Here is a 16,460-nt window from a genome sequence, read left to right as displayed (position 1 = left end):
CTATTTGAGTTTGGTATTTAGTTTTCGCAGTTTGATGGAGGTAAGCACCCGTTTTGTATAAAGAGGGAAATCGGCATTCTGGATCCAGCCGAAATAGCCCGGCTCCTCCTCCAATACCTTCTCCACATTCTTCCCTTTATATTTCCCGAAAGCAAAGACCTCTGCCCCGGTCTTATCATAGGCGATAAAGCCGGCAAAATCTGCAAACTTTTTTCTTGCGCTAAACTGGGCCAGGGAGGCTACATCATTCTCAAGCTCCTCATATTTCTGGATCTGGGATTTCAGCACCTCGTAGGTCGCCAGGGTATCTGCTTCAGCAGAATGGGCATCCTCGAGATTCTTTCCGCAGTAGAATTGATAGGCGGCAGAAAGGGTACGTTGTTCCATCTTGTGAAAAATGGTTTGAACGTCTACAGAGTGGGTTGACTTCATCTCAAAATCAATTCCCGCCCGCAGTAATTCTTCCACCAAAAGCGGTATATCAAACCTGTTGGAGTTATAACCGCCCAGATCACAGCCTTTGATCATTTCGTGAACACGGGGAGCAAGTTCCTTAAAAGTAGGTTCACCGGCCACCTTTTCATTGGAGATCCCGTGAATAGCTACCACCTCTGCAGGAATATCCATTTCTGGATTCACCAGCCAGGTCTTACTCTCCTTGTTACCATTAGGATACACCTTAAGGATTGCAATTTCGACAATCCTGTCCTTTGCCAGGTTTGTTCCTGTTGTTTCAAGATCAAAAAAACAAATTGGCCTGGTAAGTTTTAACTCCATATTCTCTTCTTATTTTCCGTAAAGATAGGAAAGGTCTTTTAGATAAGAGTATTGAGAAGTGAGTATTGAGAGAGGAGTTGTCGGTTGTCGGTTGTCGGTTGTCGGTTGTCAGTTGTCGGTGTCAGTTGTCGGTTGTAGGTTGTAGGTTGTAGGTTGTAGGTTTAAAAGTTGTAGGTTGAAAGTTGTGGAGTCTGGCGTTTGGAGTTTGGAGTTTGGAGTTTGGAGTTTGGAGTTTGGAGTTTGGAGTTTGGAATCATTGGTGTCCGATTAAAATAATGTGAATTTACGTTAAGCCTTGCTACATATAGTCTGAATTCTTATCAACCTTCACATGGGGTAGTTTGGAATTTAAAATAGTTTAAGAAAATTCCGGCTTTTTACTATTGGGTAAATATCTGACTTACAAAGATGTAGATTTTAGTCTAGGTTCTATATTCTAGCAGCGGAAGCGGTCTAGACTCTTTTACCGGACACCAATGGTTTGGAATTTAGAATTTAGTGCTTTTGTGGATTGGTTGGGAGGACACAAATGCGCGAATATTTTTTCGTTTTTTCCGTTGTTCGAAAAACCTCAATGACGTCATCCTGAACTCGTTTCAGGATCTAATGGAGTCAGGTGTTCAGCGGCTAGTATCCCGCATCCTGGCTCTTCTTTTCACTCTTTTGTCTTGTTTCTTGGTTCTTGTTTTTTGGTTCTTTTCTCCTGGCATTTGGAATTTGGAATTGGGTGCTTGGAATTTAAGATCAGCCACGAATGCACAATGTTTTTTTGTTTCTTCCGTTGCTCGATATTTCTCACTAACGTCATCCTGAGACCAGCGGTAAAAAAAATTACCTAGCGTAGGATTTTGACGTAATTTTAATGGTAAATATAATGAACCACGAGTTAACCGATATAAGTATAGTGTTTTCATACCTGTTCCTGAGTATGGTTTTGGAAAATATTGTTAGCGATGCTGGTGCTCAATTTTATTGATGCCCGAATGGTAGTCTTGCAAGCTGAAAGATTTTCCAACTGTGGTTTTTAAAATTGTTCGCCATGAAAAAAATTAGAACACATGCCGCGGGTATTGATATAGGTGCCCGAAAAATTTTTGTTGGACTGGAAGGTAAAGATGTGAAAAGCTTCGACACCTTTACGGAGGATTTGGAAAATGCAGCATCTTACTTACTTGAAAACAATGTAGACACTGTTGCTATGGAAACCACTGGTGTTTATTGGATAATCCTGTATGATATCCTTCAGACACAAGGACTTGATGTGTGGCTGGTAGATGGTAGAAGTACCAAACAGGTGCCAGGCAGGAAAACTGATGTAAAGGATTGTCAGTGGATACAGCAGCTGCATAGTTATGGGTTATTAAACAGGTGTTTTGTAGCAGAAGACCTGATTCAGGAACTACGGAGTTATCAGCGCCTGCGAGAAGATCATATTCGTAGCGCCGCGATGCATGTCAACCACATGCAAAAGGCTCTCACGATGATGAATATACGCTTAAAGGAGGTTCTGAGTCAGGTGCATGGATCAAGCGGTTTGAAGATCATCAGGGCTATTTTAGCTGGAGAAAGAAATCCTGATATTTTAGTTGAAATGTGCCATAGCAGTGTTTTAAAAACAAAAAGAGAACTAATAGTAAAATCTTTAAAAGGTCATTATAACGAGGCGGGGCTTTTTGCTTTAGAACAGGCGGTTACTTGCTACGACTTCTACCAGGAACAAATAGTTCGCTGTGACAGGAAACTGGAAGGAGTGCTTCAAAAGATGAGCTCCAATGAGCCCCCGCAAAATAATCCAAAGTCTCCTAGAAAGCCTATAAGACACCACAAACCGGAAATAAAAAATATGGGTAATTACCTGTTAAGGATATTCCATAATAAAGATGCGACCGTCTTACCCGGCATCACCGACTATAACTGGTTACAATTGTTGTCTGAAGTTGGTACTGATCTGCAAAAATGGAAAACAGAAAAACATTTTACTTCGTGGCTTGGTCTGGCACCCAAACAGCATCACTCCGGCAAAATGAGGAAAAACTATAAATCTAAAGGCCAACCCAAGGCTGGACTAATATTTAAACAAGCTGCCCATAGTCTGCTTAACAGCAAGAATATTACTCTTGGAGCCTTCGGTCACAAGATTAGAGCAAGAAAAGGTCCGTCGCTCGCTATTAAAGCAGTAGCAAGAAAACTGGCTGAATTATACTGGAAATTATTTGTAAAAGGATTAACCTATGTAGAAGAGGGAATTAAAGCTTATCAGGAAAAATTATTGCTTAATAAGCAAAAAAGCCTGTTCAAAATGGCTAAAGAAATGGGAGTGGTAATCAGCTATAATACAGCAACTTAGAAAATACGTCAATGGTAACGCGTTTCAAGATCTAATAGAGTTGGGTGTTCAGCGTCTCCTATTCCACGCATCCCATCTCTTCTCTCTGCTCTCTTCTCCTTTTTCTTGTTTCTTAACTTTTGTTTCTTGGCTCTTGTTTCTTGTTTCTTGTTTCTTGTTTCTTGTTTCTTGTTTCTTGTTTCTTGTACAAAAAAACCCGGATCGCGACGCAATCCGGGTTTTTAATAGAAATATATTTTCTTCTAAACGGTCCTGTTCACATCAAAATCTTCCAGGTATTGTGCTACTCTCTGGACGAATTGTCCTCCAAGGGCACCATTTACTACGCGGTGGTCGTAGCTGTGGGAAAGGAACATCTTGTGGCGTATGCCTATAAAATCACCCTCCGGGGTTTCGATTACCGCCGGCACCTTCCTTATTGCACCCAAAGCAAGAATTGCTACCTGGGGCTGGTTGATGATTGGAGTACCCATAACACTTCCAAAAGTTCCTACATTGGTGACGGTATAGGTACCGCCCTGGATATCATCTGGTTTTAATTTATTCTGTCTTGCGCGGTTTGCAAGGTCATTTACTTCCCTGGCAAGACCTACCAGGTTAAGCCTGTCTGCATTCTTAATTACAGGCACTATAAGGTTACCATCAGGAAGGGCGGCTGCCATTCCAAGGTTGATATTCTTTCTTTTTATGATCTTATCACCACTCACAGATATATTAATAAGTGGGAAATCTTTAATAGCTTTTGCAACCGCCTCCATAAAGATTGGAGTAAAGGTGAGTTTCTCTCCTTCACGTTTTGCAAAGGAGTCTTTATGCTTATTCCTCCAGTTCCAAATATTGGTTACGTCAACTTCAATAAATGACTGTACGTGGGCAGATGTTTGTGCGCTCTCCACCATGTGGTGTGCGATCATTTTACCCATTCGGCTCATTTCAATTATCTCATCTTCCCCGTTCACACTTACAGCAGCCGGTTGCTTTTTCACCACAGGCTCAAGCTTTTCGGTATCTATGCTTTCACCTTTTGAAGCTGCCTTTTTAGGAGCATCACCACGATTCTCTACATATGAAAGGATATCATTTTTGGTCACCCTGCCGTCTTTTCCGCTTCCTTCCAGCTGCTCCAGCTCCTCTAAGGAAATACCTTCTTTCTTGGCAATGTTCTTAACCAGAGGTGAGTAAAATCTATCAGATCCTGAGAAATCCTCAGTTGAACCAGAGACGGCTTCTGTTGCAGAGGTAACGGTTTCCTCAACTTCTTTCACCATAGGTGCTGCATCTTCTGTTGCTGCTGTATCATCACCGGCTTCATCACCTTCAGTCTCAATAATGGCTATGGTTTGCCCTACCTGCACCACATCATCGGGTTCAAAAAGTTTTTCGATCAATTTTCCATCGACCTCACTGGGAACTTCACTATCTACCTTATCTGTAGCAATTTCCAGTACTGCCTCATCTGCCTCAATGGTATCGCCTACTTCTTTTAACCAGGTTGTAATAGTTGCCTCTGCAACACTTTCACCCATTTTGGGCAATTTTAGTTCAAACTTTGCCATATTATTATTTCAAAGATGTTTTCAAGAATTATATTTGCGAAATTAGTTAAAATAACGCTTCATTAGTATTAAAAATTCAATAAAAAAAGTTCCTGTTATAGAAACTACCCTCTATGGAATTGATTAGAATGTAGGTAAAATTACGATTTAAGCATCGCAAATTAAAGAAATAAGCCATATTCTAATGAATTGGTAATTATTTCCCACCCATTTCGTACAGTATGTTCTCCATCCAATCTAGCTCTTTAAAGAACTTTCAAAGGGAACACGATTGGTAATACTTCTACCCAGGGTAACCTCATCTGCATATTCAAGTTCATCGCCAACCGAAATTCCACGGGCAATGGTCGAGGTTTTTACCTTTGTTCCCTCCAGTTGCCGGAAGATATAGAAATTGGTAGTATCCCCTTCCAGGGTACTGCTTAATGCAAAGATGATCTCCTCTACTTCCCCCTGTTTTACCTTCTCAACCAGGGACCTTATATTAAGCTGTGATGGCCCAATGCCATCCATGGGACTTATTTTACCTCCAAGTACATGGTATAACCCCGGTATTGGGAAGTGTTTTCTATAGCCATTACATCACGTATATCCTCTACCACACAAATGATCTCTCTTATCCTGTTGGGATTGGAACATATATCACAAACCTCTGTATCGCTTATATTATGGCAGTTCCTGCACAGTTTTATCTCCGTACGTAATTTAGTAAGGGCTTCTGCGAGCTGGGTGGTTTGCAATTCAGGTTGTTTAAGCAGGTGTAATACAAGTCTAAGGGCAGTGCGTTTTCCCACTCCCGGTAACTGGGACATCTCTGCAACAGCCTGTTCAAGTAATTTAGAAGAAAAATCCATACCGCAAAATTACATATTTTGAGAAATGATTTGGGCTGTAGAACCATGAAGTTTATGGTTAATTTGTAATTTCGTCCCCATCTAGACATTATTTTATGCAGCCTTACCAAATACTACTGCTTATTGCAGGCTACTTCGGCGTATTGATCCTTATTTCCATTTTGACGAACAGGGGCGGTTCCAATGAGGAATTCTTTAAGGCAAACCGGCAATCTCCCTGGTACCTGGTAGCTTTTGGGATGATAGGCGCCTCCTTAAGCGGGATTACCTTTATATCTATTCCGGGAACAGTAGCCGAGCAGGGCTTTAGCTATTTCCAGGTTGTGCTTGGCTATACGGTTGGTTACGCGGTCATAGGCCAGGTATTGCTACCGCTCTATTACCGGCTTAACCTTACTTCCATCTATACTTATCTCGATACCAGGTTTGGCAACTCCTCATATAAGACAGGAGCTTCGTTTTTCCTGCTGTCCCGGGTAGTGGGATCGAGTTTCAGGCTTTTCCTGGTGGCCAATGTGCTGCAGCTTATCATCTTTGATGCCATGGGAGTGCCATTTTATATTACTGTTACACTTACCATCCTTCTTATTTGGCTTTATACCTTTAAAAGCGGAATTAACACCATTGTATGGACAGACACCCTGCAAACCCTCTTCATGCTGGTTGCCCTTGGGGCCACAACAATTTATATTTCTAATGATCTGGGGATCTCTGCCACTAATATTATGGGCTATATTGCCGATAGTGATATGTCCAAAATGTTCTTTTTCGATGACTGGAAAAGCAGGGATTATTTTTTCAAGCAGTTTATCTCCGGGGCCTTTATTGCTATTGTCATGACCGGACTGGACCAGGATATGATGCAAAAGAACCTAACCTGCAGGAACCTGGGAGACGCTCAAAAAAATATGTTCTGGTTTACCATTATCCTTACCATTGCCAATTTTATGTTCCTCGCACTTGGTTTATTGCTAACTGATTATGCTGAAGTTGCCGGCATCACAGCCCAAAAAGATGATCTCTTCCCGGCAATTGCGACAAGCGGGGACCTGGGAATGGCCGTGGCGGTATTGTTTATACTTGGCCTTATCGCCGCTGCATATTCCAGTGCAGACAGTGCCCTTACTGCTCTAACTACCTCTTTTAGTATTGATATTCTGGAAATTGAAAAGAAATATGATCAAAAGGAGCAGGTGCGAATAAGGAAACAAATTCACGTTGGCATCTCCCTCTTGCTTATCCTCGTAATGCTGGTCTTTAAATATGCAATTGAAGACAAAAGCGTGATCAATAAACTTTTTGAGTTTGCAGGCTACACCTATGGCCCTCTCCTTGCATTATATTCATTCGGCCTTTTTACTAAATGGCAAATAAAGGATAAATGGGTTCCCTGGATCGCGATGGCGTCCCCGGTGCTTTCTTACCTCATAAGCATTAATAGCCTGCAGTGGTTTGGTTTTGAATTTGGTTTCTTTATCCTTATCCTTAACGCGCTTATAACCTTTACCGGGCTAGTATTGATTCGTAGAAAGCATGACCAGCGTGCAGGCGACCTCGATCTCGATGTTGTTCTCTCTAAGGAGGGTGTATAATTCCGGATTTTCTGTACCTGGATTAAAGATCACCCTATCGGGCTGCAGGGAAAGTATATAATCATAATACTCCTGCTGTCTTTGTGGATTGAGGTAGAGAGTAACGGTATCAACGTCCTGAAAAGGCTCCATCTCATTGGTAATTGCCACTCCTGCAACCTCTCCCCTTCTTAGGCCTACAGCTGCTACAGGATGGCCATACGAAACCAGCCTTTTTATAGCGATATTCGAATATCTTGAAGGTTTTAGGGACGCCCCCAAAACCAAAGTTTTCTTTTCCATATTGCAACTTTTTATTTCACATCCCTGGCAAAACCTCAGGGAAATAAATGTTCTAATTTCAAAGTTAGGGTTTCCCGGGAAGTGTAACAATTTATTTTTATGTAGGTCTCTAAAGTGAATGCCGGCCATTCTTAGAGCAAGGGGAGAATATTTTTGATGGTGAATATTTATTCCTGAACCTCTTAAAAGGAGTCCACGCCAGAAATAGCGTGGACTTTCTTTTTCCCATATCCTCCTTTCCCCCTGCTGGTTACCATTAGCTTTTCTATTTCCCCGGAAGAAAAGAAAAAGTTTTTTCATTTTGCTGTAACATTTCTGTTTTTAAGGCGTCTTTATAATAGAAGTATTTCTGAAAGGCTTGTAAATTTTAATTAGGTATTGCATAGTAGCGGCTAATGCCATTAAAATTGATATTCAGCTAATTGTGATACTTCCGGAAGAAGAAAAAGAAAATTGAAGGTTTTTGTAACAACTCAAGTTTTCAGCAGTCTTTAATTATAAAAGGCAGGATTTTCATCAAAACGCTGTCTTTTTAGTATGCATAACCAAGTATTATTTTAAACACACTAATCGCATTTAGCAAAAAATCAATCATCAAAATGAAACAGTTATTAATCATCATCAGTTTACTTACGGCAGCAATAAGTTACGCTGCCGGCGAGCCCATTGGGAGAATTTCAGGGAATATTATTGATAAGGAATTGAAAGAACCTATCCCCTATGCTACTATTATAATCAATGATATAGATGGAAACCTGGTTTCCGGGAACACTTCCAATGATGACGGGACCTTTGTCATTGATAAAATTGAGGCGGGAGATTATATCTTCCAGGTGCAGTTCATAGGTTATAAAACCTTTAGCAGGGAAATTTCCATAAGCAGGAGCAACAGCACTGTAGATGTAGGCCAAATAGCCCTTGAACCCGAAATTGCAGCGCTGGATGACGTTATGGTGGTGGCAGAGCGTTCCACCATTGAGCAACGCATTGACCGTAAAGTTATTAATGTTGGTAAAGACCTTACTACCACCGGAGCTACGGCTGCAGAGATCATGAACAATGTCCCCTCTGTGAATGTAGACCAGGATGGTAACATTTCCTTGCGTGGGAATAGTAATGTACGCGTGCTCGTAGATGGTAAACCCACCAATATGGACCCGGCACAGCTTTTAAGACAAATCCCTTCTACTTCTATTAAAAGTATCGAACTTATCACAAACCCATCTGCCAAGTACAATCCTGAAGGAATGAGCGGTATTATCAACATTGTGCTGCATAAAAATGCGAACGAAGGTTTTAACGGGAATCTAAATACCGGGGTGACAAGAGGTGAAAATACGCGGTTTAACGGGACTTTGGATATGAATTACCGCAAAGGCAAGGTGAATTTCTTTGGAAACCTTGGAACCCAATTTGGGGAAAGTTTCAACCTGGGAAGGATCACCCTTCCCGAGGAAGATCTACTACAGGCATTTGATCTAATAAATGAAAGAAAATCCCTGTTCTATAAAGTAGGTATGGATTTCTACCTCGATGACAGGAATACCATCTCTTTCTATACCAATCAAAATCACTTTGAGGGTGGGCCAAGAGGTGCGATGAGGCTTATTTTTTCTGATCCATCCCTTAACTTAACCCAAAACCTTGATCTTAACTTTGATAATATAAATGCCAGCTATAACTTCGTTTACGACCACAAATTCAAAAAAGAGGACCATAAGATACAGCTGGAAGTAAATTACAACGATTTTGATGAAGATGAGAATTCATTTTTCAGCTACACAGGAAACACAGGTGATTTTGAATCTTATAGAGACCATTTAAAAGAAACCCGCAAGGATCTCACCTCCAACCTGGATTACACCCTGCCACTGGGAGAGACAGGGAAACTGGAAATGGGAGCTGAGGCCCGCCTACTGGAAACCGATAATAAATTCACCACCACCAGTACCTGGCTGGAGGACGCAGAGTACCAGTATCTAAGGGATATCTATTCTTTCTATACCACCTATGGGCAAACATTTGAAAAATGGTCATATCAACTAGGTGCGCGTCTGGAAAATTTCACGGTAGATGCAATTCTCAACAACATTACAGTATTCCAGGATGAATATTTCAATATTTATCCAAGCGGTTTCCTGAATTTTACTCCAAACGAGAAAAATTCCTATCAATTAAGTTACAGCCGCAGGGTAGACAGGCCGGGGTTTGGCCAGGTAAGTCCTATAAGGGAAGTTAGTACTCCCCGCCTTACTGTAATGGGTAATCCAAGCCTTGACCCACAATTTACCGACTCTATGGAATTCAACTATACAAGGAATTTCAATGGAAAGGGTAGTATTACTGCAGGAGTTTTCTACAGGAATATCAATGATTTTATTAACCAGGTGATCTTTGAAGATCCTAATGAGCCAGGCTCCCTTATCCTTATGTTTGACAATTTTGATGATAACAACTCCTACGGTCTTGAGCTCTCTGCCAATTATAAATTCACGACCTGGTGGAGTACTAATTCAAGCTTCGAGGTCTACAGCCAGAAGCAAAAAGGATTGGTGGGGACTGAATATATTGAGATTGACAACACCGCCTTTACCTTCAGGACAAATCACAGCTTTAAAGCATCTGAGAGGCTCACATTCCAATTATTCGGATTTTACAGGAGCCCGGCGCAAAATCTCCAAATGGACATGAAACCATTGTATTTCATGAATGCAGGAGCTAGATATTCCCTGCTGGACAATAAAGCAACCCTAAGTTTGAATTTCAACGACATATTCAACACCCAGGAATTTCGCTTTGATAATGGCAGGCCCATACCGCAGGAAGGAAGGTTTAATAATGAGACCCAAACTGTATACCTTGGCTTTTCCTACAGGTTTGGTGGCGGGAAGAACTCTGCCCTTAAAAGAAAGAACCGGGATTCCAATGAGGCCCAGGGCGGCGGGATCTTCTAAGATAAATTTGATTAGTTAGTTTTTGTTAATGTGGTTAGTAGCTGAAAAACCCGCGTCCTTATTTAAGGAGCGGGTTTTTTTATTGCTTTAGCGTGTATAGATATTACCAGCGAATAACTGCGCTTCCCCAGGTAAAGCCACTGCCAAAAGCGGCAAGAACTACTATGTCCCCTTCCTTAATTTTTCCCTCTTCCCAGGCTTCGGTCAAAGCGATAGGAATTGAAGCTGCAGTTGTATTTCCATATTTCTGAATGTTATTATAGACATTCTCGTTCCCCAGCTTCAGCTTTTGCTGAATGAATTGGGAGATCCTGAGATTTGCCTGGTGTGGGATCAACATATCGATATCTTCCAAATCCAGTCCGTTTTCCTTTAGCCCTTCAAGTATAACTTCTGAAAATCGCTGGATGGCGTGTTTGAATACATACTGGCCGTTCATATAGGGATAATAAGGAATATCATCCCCCTGTGGGTTCTCTTCAATGATCTCCGGAACCCAGTGCATAGTGCTTGGCCCTTTCAAGGAAAGCTCCAGTGCATGTTTTCCTTCAGAATGTAAGTGTGTGGAAAGGATACCCTGCCCATTATGGTCACTCCTTGTTAAAACAGCCGCACCCGCGCCATCTCCAAAAATAACTGAGACAGACCTTCCACGAGTGGTGAAATCCAATCCTCCACTATGGTTTTCACTTCCAATTACCAGGATGTTCTTATACATCCCTGTCTTTATAAATTGATCTCCCACAGAAAGGGCATATATGAATCCACTGCACTGGTTCCTCACATCCAGTGCCGGGCAGGTATGTATATCCAACATTTCCTGCACCTGTACCCCACAGCCGGGGAAATAATAATCTGGACTAAGGGTGGCAAATATTATAAGGTCAATATCATCTTTGTTGATCTTTGATCGCTCAAGGGCGATTTTTGCGGCTTTCACTCCCATTATTGCGGTAGAATTGCCGTCGCCCTTCTTGATATGGCGTCGTTCCTTAATACCGGTCCTTTCCTGGATCCAGGCATCATTGGTATCCATTATTTTAGAAAGATCATCGTTGGTCACAACATTTTCAGGGACATAAGATCCCAGCCCTGCAATTTTTGACTGATACATGTTCAATTAATTAGGTATGTATAAATTATTCTTATTAAATTTAAGCAATTAATAATTTTCTGCCCTGCAATATAAGAAACATTAACAATCCCTGAACTTTTCCATTGAGGCAAGAAAAATTAAACCATCTGTAATGAAATGAGTCAAAAGGGTAGAACTCAATACAGTCATAAATAATATATGCGAGCAGCATATGATCAATAATCCAATCTAAATAAATCCATATGAAAAAAATGATCTTTTTCCTGCTGGCGGGAAGTTTTCTTTCAGGCCTGCAGGCGCAGGAGAACCTTACCTACCAAAAACCACCCCAGGAGATCCTGGAACTGGTAGATGTTCCCCTGGCCCCTTCTACCTTAATTGACAGCAAAGGGGAGATGATGGTATTCCTGTATCGTGACCAATACAAGAGTATTGCAGAGCTTAGCGAGACCGAGTTAAGACTGGGAGGCTTAAGAATAAACCCTGTAACAAACATAAGCAGCAGGGCAACATATTATAATAACATAGAGGTGAAGCCTATCGACGGGGAGCAACCCCGGGCTGTAAAGGGCCTTCCTCAAAATCCGCGGCTTTCCAATTTTTCCTGGTCCCCAGATGAAAAGAAAATGGCATTCACCCATACCACAGATAAGGGTGTGGAACTATGGGTGGCAGACATGGCTTCTGCCCAGGCTAAAAAGCTCACAGATGCCAACCTTAATGCCAATATGCGTGATGTGATCAACTGGTATAAAGACAATTCGGCCATCCTGGTGAAGATGTTGCCACAGGACCGCAAGGATCTTATCAATACCCAAACTGCAGTGCCAGACGGGCCAACAGTTTCTGTAAGTGACGGGAGCAAAGCCCAGAACCGTACATACCAGGACCTGCTTCAAAATTCAAATGATGAGTATAATTTTGAGCAGCTTACAAGATCTGTTTTGATGAAGGTAGATCTCAACGGCAATGCAACACGATGGAAAGAGCCAAGGATGTACAGCAATATATCTTTTTCCCCAGATGGGAAATATGTTATGGTAAGCCATATAAAGCGTCCATTCTCATACCTGGTACCTTATTCCAGATTTCCAACGGAAACAACTATTTATGATACTGCCGGAAAAGAAATCAGTAAGGTCAACGATGTACCTCTTATAGAGGAAATGCCTAAAGGTTTTATGGCTGAACGAGAAGGCCGAAGAGACTTAAACTGGAGAAGTGATGCACCTGCTACCCTTGTTTATGCAGAAGCACTGGACGGTGGAGATCCTGAAAATGAAGTGGATTTTCGCGACGAGGTTTTTCTACTGGAAGCTCCTTTTAAAGGAGAAGGTAAATCCTTACTTAAAACAAAAGATAGATTCTCTGGTATTATTTGGGGAGACAGGAATACAGCGATCGCAATGGATTACTGGTGGAATACCAGAAATACAAGGAGCTATGTCTTTGATCCTTCCAGACCTAATGGAGATATGAAGGTATTATTTGACAGGAATTATCAGGACCAGTACAGCAACCCTGGTAATTTTGTAACCCATAAAAATCAGTATGGTTCCAATGTTCTAACCTTAAAAGGTAAGAAAGCCTTCTTGCTGGGACCAGGTTATACAGAAAAAGGACAATTTCCCTTCTTTGATGAAATTGACCTGCAAACCACTGAAACAGACAGAAAATACCAGTCCAATTATAATGATAAGAAAGAAAGTCTTGTTGAGGTACTCAATTTAGACGAGGGTAAGCTATTGGTAAGAATCGAAGCTTCTGCTGAATATCCTAATTATTACATCAGGGATATTGACAACGAGGAAAACCTGGAGCAAATCACAAACTTTGAGAACCCATTCAAGGCTCTGGAAAATGTTCATAAGGAAGTGATCACGTATGACAGGGAAGATGGCCTTGAACTTAACGGCACATTATATTTACCTTCAAATTACAATAAGGAATCTGGTGAGAAGCTGCCTTTGATAATTTGGGCATATCCAAGGGAATTTAAGGATAAGAGCTCTGCAGCCCAAAACACCTCAAACCCCAATGATTTCACCTATCCTTATTATGGCTCTCCCATTTACTGGGTGAACCGGGGATATGCTGTACTGGATGATGCCTCTTTCCCAATTATTGGAGAGGGAGAAGAAGAGCCAAATGACAGCTTTAGGGAGCAACTGGTGGCAAATGGAAAAGCTGCTATAGATGCCCTGGATGAAATGGGGTATATAGACAGGAACAGGGTTGGTGTTGGAGGCCATAGTTATGGTGCCTTTATGACAGCTAACCTTCTATCACATTCCAATTTGTTTGCTGCCGGGATCGCGAGAAGCGGGGCATATAATCGCACCCTTACTCCTTTTGGATTCCAAAGTGAGGAAAGAAGCTATTGGGAAGCACCAGATGTTTACAACGGTATGTCGCCATTTATGCACGCCGACAAAATGAAGACGCCATTATTGCTAATTCACGGGGAAGCCGATAATAATTCCGGGACCTACCCAATGCAAAGTGAGCGGTATTTCAACGCTCTTAAAGGCCTGGGCGCAACTGCCAGGCTTGTAATGCTGCCTAAGGAAAGCCACGGTTACAGCGCAAAGGAATCTGTCTTACACGTACTGTGGGAACAAGACCAATGGCTTGAGAAATATGTCAAGAATCGTGATACTGCAGAAAACCCGGTGGAGACCCCTGCCAGTGATTTTAAGAATTAACAATATATTACCTTAATTGAAAAGCCCGCGATGCGGGCTTTTTTCATGTTTAATATTAGTTTCGATTTTATTAAAATGAGGAAGGCGCAACTTAAAAAGTCACGCCCTCCAAACAACCTAACCAATAAATAAAACCTAATTATGAATTTTTATAGTTGTTGACCTTCACCTTTGCCTTGAGGTCATGTAAAAGATTATAAAGGCCAAAAAATGTCCTGTTGATATATAGAAAATGTTTACTCCCGCGATTACCATTCATCTTCCTTAGTTCTGTATCCTTACTATATTTCTCACTAAGGGCAGTAATGCCCTGCCAGAAGGACTCATCGGCAAAATCAAATTCCTCTTGATGAAATGGTCGTGTAAATAAATTCAACATTTCATAGAAAAGCTGAGAAAAGAACTTTATTTCACTTTCCTTGTCATCCTCCCTAAGGATCTCAAGCTGGAGTAATTTTTTATTAAAGAATTTAGGGTCATTTATATTCTCCGGCACTGCGAGTTCGAAATATGGGGTGTAAAAATCTTCAGGAACCTCTTTTACACAACCAAAATCAATAGCCACCAAATTATCATCCTTATCTACCAGGAAATTTCCGGGATGAGGATCGGCGTGTACTGCTTTTAGTTCATGCATTTGGTACATATAAAAATCCCATAGTGCCTGTCCTATTCTATTTGCTTTCTCCTGGTCCTTATTTTCTTTTGCAAATTCACTTAAGTGTTTTCCTTCCATCCAGTCCATGGTAATTATGCGTTCGCTGGACAGTTCCTCGTAATATTGTGGAAACCTTAAATTAGGAATGTGGGAGCAGGCTGAAGAGATCTCCTTACTCTGTTTTACTTCCAGGATATAATTTGTCTCCTCCAATAGTTTATCCTCCACTTCCCTGAAATATCTCTCTGAATCCTTCCCCCTAAGATTAAACATTCTAAGCGCAATTGGTTTAACCATTGCAAGGTCTGAACTGATACTATCTGCAACCCCCGGATATTGGATTTTCACAGCAAGTTTTTTCCCATCTTTTGTAGCGCGGTGTACCTGGCCGATACTGGCCGCGTTGACCGAGTGGGTTGCAAACGTATCAAATAGATCTTCGGGATATTTCCCGTTATATTTTTTAAAAGTCTTTCTTACAAGCGGAGCAGATAATGGCGGCACACTAAACTGCGCCAGTGAAAATTTCTCCACATAGGCTCCGGGTAATAAGCTTTTTTCCATAGAAAGCATTTGCGCAACTTTAAGAGCACTGCCTTTTAGGCTCTTTAATCCGTCATAAATGTCACTCGCATTGCTCTCATCCAGTTCATCCCGGCTAAAATCCTTATCAAATGCTTTTTTACTGTAATATTTTAAATAATTCCCGCCAACTTTCACCCCCGTTTGAACCATCTTCCCGGTTCTTCCAAGCTTTCCTGTGGGTATTTTATCTATTGTTTTCATACTTTTTTATCTGTGTGCGGGAAATTACTCTCCTTGTTTAAAAAGCCTCCCTGCAAAGTGAGTAAGGACATCTATACAGGTGAGGCTCATTGGCAGGGCTCAAACATTACCCCATTTTTTCTTTCCATAAAAACTTTCCAAAATCTACTACCCTTTCCAAAGGAGTATTATCAAAAAGATCAAAAACTGTATTCACAGATTTTTCGATCGCAACATCTGTGCTTTCAAACCTTGCAGAATTATCATCCATCCAGAATTTAAGAAGAAATAGAAATTGTATCCAGGTAGCTTCAGAAAACACCGTTTCAGACTGCTTCAGGAATTTGGCCGACTTCTCTTCATTATTCTCTCGTATCAAATCTTTGGAAAACCCAATTACCTGTCTTCTCAAACCCTTTAATTGTTCCAGGTTTTTAGTAACCTCAGGCTCCCTTGAAAGTATGAATAGCACATAACTCCTGTTGGCCGTAAGGTTTTCGAAAAAAGTATAAAAAAAGGTGAGCAGCTTTTCACGGGTGGTAAAACTTTCAAATTCGGGGCTTCTTTGTAGCAGGCCCACAGAATTGGCAAAAAACCTTTTCCATATATCCTTTTTTAAGCCTTCGAAACTACCAAAATGCTGGTAGAATTCATCCTCGGTAATTCCATTGTCTTTGCTAAACTTATATATAGTCTTAGGCTCCTTTTCATTTTCAAGCACATAATCCATATAGAGGGATATGATCCCATCTGCACTCATTTTTTCTGATGTACTTTTCACTTTCGCTGTTGTTTTTTGCTTCGCCATGTTTTCTATTTCTTTTTCAAAGATACAACTGTTTAACCTTTTACAATAATATTTAAACAAAATAAT

10 protein-coding genes and 1 pseudogene are annotated in these 16,460 nt (G+C 41.1%); 4 read left to right on the top strand and 7 right to left on the bottom strand.

Translation table 11 applies throughout. The features are described 5' to 3' along the window. The gene (locus FHG64_RS15615; protein WP_139067271.1) at positions 1 to 777 is read right to left on the bottom strand and encodes a 3'-5' exonuclease; all 777 of its coding nucleotides are present in this window, start codon (positions 775 to 777) and stop codon (positions 1 to 3) included. Positions 778 to 1,816: 1,039 nt separating this feature from the next. Between FHG64_RS15615 and FHG64_RS15605 the strand changes: the two genes are divergently transcribed. After that, positions 1,817 to 3,124, top strand: coding sequence for an IS110 family RNA-guided transposase (locus tag FHG64_RS15605; RefSeq protein WP_139067270.1), 1,308 nt, complete (start codon positions 1,817 to 1,819; stop codon positions 3,122 to 3,124). A gap of 242 nt (positions 3,125 to 3,366) precedes the next feature. On the opposite strand, the gene FHG64_RS15600 is transcribed toward FHG64_RS15605, so the two are convergent. Then, positions 3,367 to 4,680 carry a dihydrolipoamide acetyltransferase family protein gene (locus tag FHG64_RS15600; RefSeq protein WP_139067269.1) on the bottom strand — a complete coding sequence of 438 codons (1,314 nt, stop codon included), beginning with the start codon at positions 4,678 to 4,680 and terminating at the stop codon, positions 3,367 to 3,369. 237 nt (positions 4,681 to 4,917) lie between these two features. Further along, a pseudogene (gene recR, locus FHG64_RS15595) lies at positions 4,918 to 5,534 on the bottom strand (recombination mediator RecR). Positions 5,535 to 5,629: 95 nt separating this feature from the next. On the opposite strand from recR, the gene FHG64_RS15590 reads away from it, so the two are divergent. Further along, complete coding sequence (locus FHG64_RS15590; protein ID WP_139067268.1) at positions 5,630 to 7,126, top strand: sodium:solute symporter; 1,497 nt, start codon at positions 5,630 to 5,632, stop codon at positions 7,124 to 7,126. Here the strand turns inward: FHG64_RS15590 and FHG64_RS15585 are convergent. After that, positions 7,046 to 7,408 (bottom strand): CoA-binding protein, encoded by a 363-nt coding sequence (locus tag FHG64_RS15585; protein WP_139067267.1) that lies wholly within the window; start codon positions 7,406 to 7,408, stop codon positions 7,046 to 7,048. The genes FHG64_RS15590 and FHG64_RS15585 overlap by 81 nt on opposite strands. A 599-nt stretch (positions 7,409 to 8,007) precedes the next feature. Here FHG64_RS15585 and FHG64_RS15580 point away from each other — a divergent pair. Continuing rightward, positions 8,008 to 10,362 (top strand): outer membrane beta-barrel family protein, encoded by a 2,355-nt coding sequence (locus FHG64_RS15580; RefSeq protein ID WP_139067266.1) that lies wholly within the window; start codon positions 8,008 to 8,010, stop codon positions 10,360 to 10,362. Between the two features lie 103 nt (positions 10,363 to 10,465). Here the strand turns inward: FHG64_RS15580 and FHG64_RS15575 are convergent, their stop codons facing one another. Further along, a complete protein-coding gene (locus FHG64_RS15575; protein ID WP_139067265.1) occupies positions 10,466 to 11,476 on the bottom strand; it encodes a 3-oxoacyl-ACP synthase III family protein in 1,011 nt (336 codons plus the stop codon). 224 nt (positions 11,477 to 11,700) lie between these two features. Here FHG64_RS15575 and FHG64_RS15570 point away from each other — a divergent pair, with 224 nt between their 5' ends. Next, complete coding sequence (locus tag FHG64_RS15570) at positions 11,701 to 14,163, top strand: alpha/beta hydrolase family protein (protein WP_139067264.1); 2,463 nt, start codon at positions 11,701 to 11,703, stop codon at positions 14,161 to 14,163. A gap of 139 nt (positions 14,164 to 14,302) precedes the next feature. Here FHG64_RS15570 and FHG64_RS15565 read toward each other — a convergent pair whose 3' ends face one another. Then, positions 14,303 to 15,607, bottom strand: a complete 1,305-nt coding sequence (locus tag FHG64_RS15565; RefSeq protein ID WP_139067263.1) for an ABC1 kinase family protein — start codon at positions 15,605 to 15,607, stop codon at positions 14,303 to 14,305. A 106-nt stretch (positions 15,608 to 15,713) separates the two neighbouring features. Next, positions 15,714 to 16,394, bottom strand: a complete 681-nt coding sequence (locus tag FHG64_RS15560) for a TetR family transcriptional regulator C-terminal domain-containing protein (protein ID WP_139067262.1) — start codon at positions 16,392 to 16,394, stop codon at positions 15,714 to 15,716. Positions 16,395 to 16,460 lie beyond the last annotated feature (66 nt).

The organism is Antarcticibacterium flavum (genome assembly GCF_006159205.1).
Classification (GTDB): domain Bacteria; phylum Bacteroidota; class Bacteroidia; order Flavobacteriales; family Flavobacteriaceae; genus Gillisia; species Gillisia flava.
This window is presented reverse-complemented; position numbering and strand designations above follow the sequence as displayed.

Excerpts from the sequence above, each read along its gene's own strand:
- FHG64_RS15615 (WP_139067271.1), bottom strand. The coding sequence starts at position 777 with ATGGAGTTAAAACTTACCAGGCCAATTTGTTTTTTTGATCTTGAAACA.
- FHG64_RS15605 (WP_139067270.1), top strand. The coding sequence starts at position 1,817 with ATGAAAAAAATTAGAACACATGCCGCGGGTATTGATATAGGTGCCCGA.
- FHG64_RS15600 (WP_139067269.1), bottom strand. The coding sequence starts at position 4,680 with ATGGCAAAGTTTGAACTAAAATTGCCCAAAATGGGTGAAAGTGTTGCA.
- FHG64_RS15590 (WP_139067268.1), top strand. The coding sequence starts at position 5,630 with ATGCAGCCTTACCAAATACTACTGCTTATTGCAGGCTACTTCGGCGTA.
- FHG64_RS15585 (WP_139067267.1), bottom strand. The coding sequence starts at position 7,408 with ATGGAAAAGAAAACTTTGGTTTTGGGGGCGTCCCTAAAACCTTCAAGA.
- FHG64_RS15580 (WP_139067266.1), top strand. The coding sequence starts at position 8,008 with ATGAAACAGTTATTAATCATCATCAGTTTACTTACGGCAGCAATAAGT.
- FHG64_RS15575 (WP_139067265.1), bottom strand. The coding sequence starts at position 11,476 with ATGTATCAGTCAAAAATTGCAGGGCTGGGATCTTATGTCCCTGAAAAT.
- FHG64_RS15570 (WP_139067264.1), top strand. The coding sequence starts at position 11,701 with ATGAAAAAAATGATCTTTTTCCTGCTGGCGGGAAGTTTTCTTTCAGGC.
- FHG64_RS15565 (WP_139067263.1), bottom strand. The coding sequence starts at position 15,607 with ATGAAAACAATAGATAAAATACCCACAGGAAAGCTTGGAAGAACCGGG.
- FHG64_RS15560 (WP_139067262.1), bottom strand. The coding sequence starts at position 16,394 with ATGGCGAAGCAAAAAACAACAGCGAAAGTGAAAAGTACATCAGAAAAA.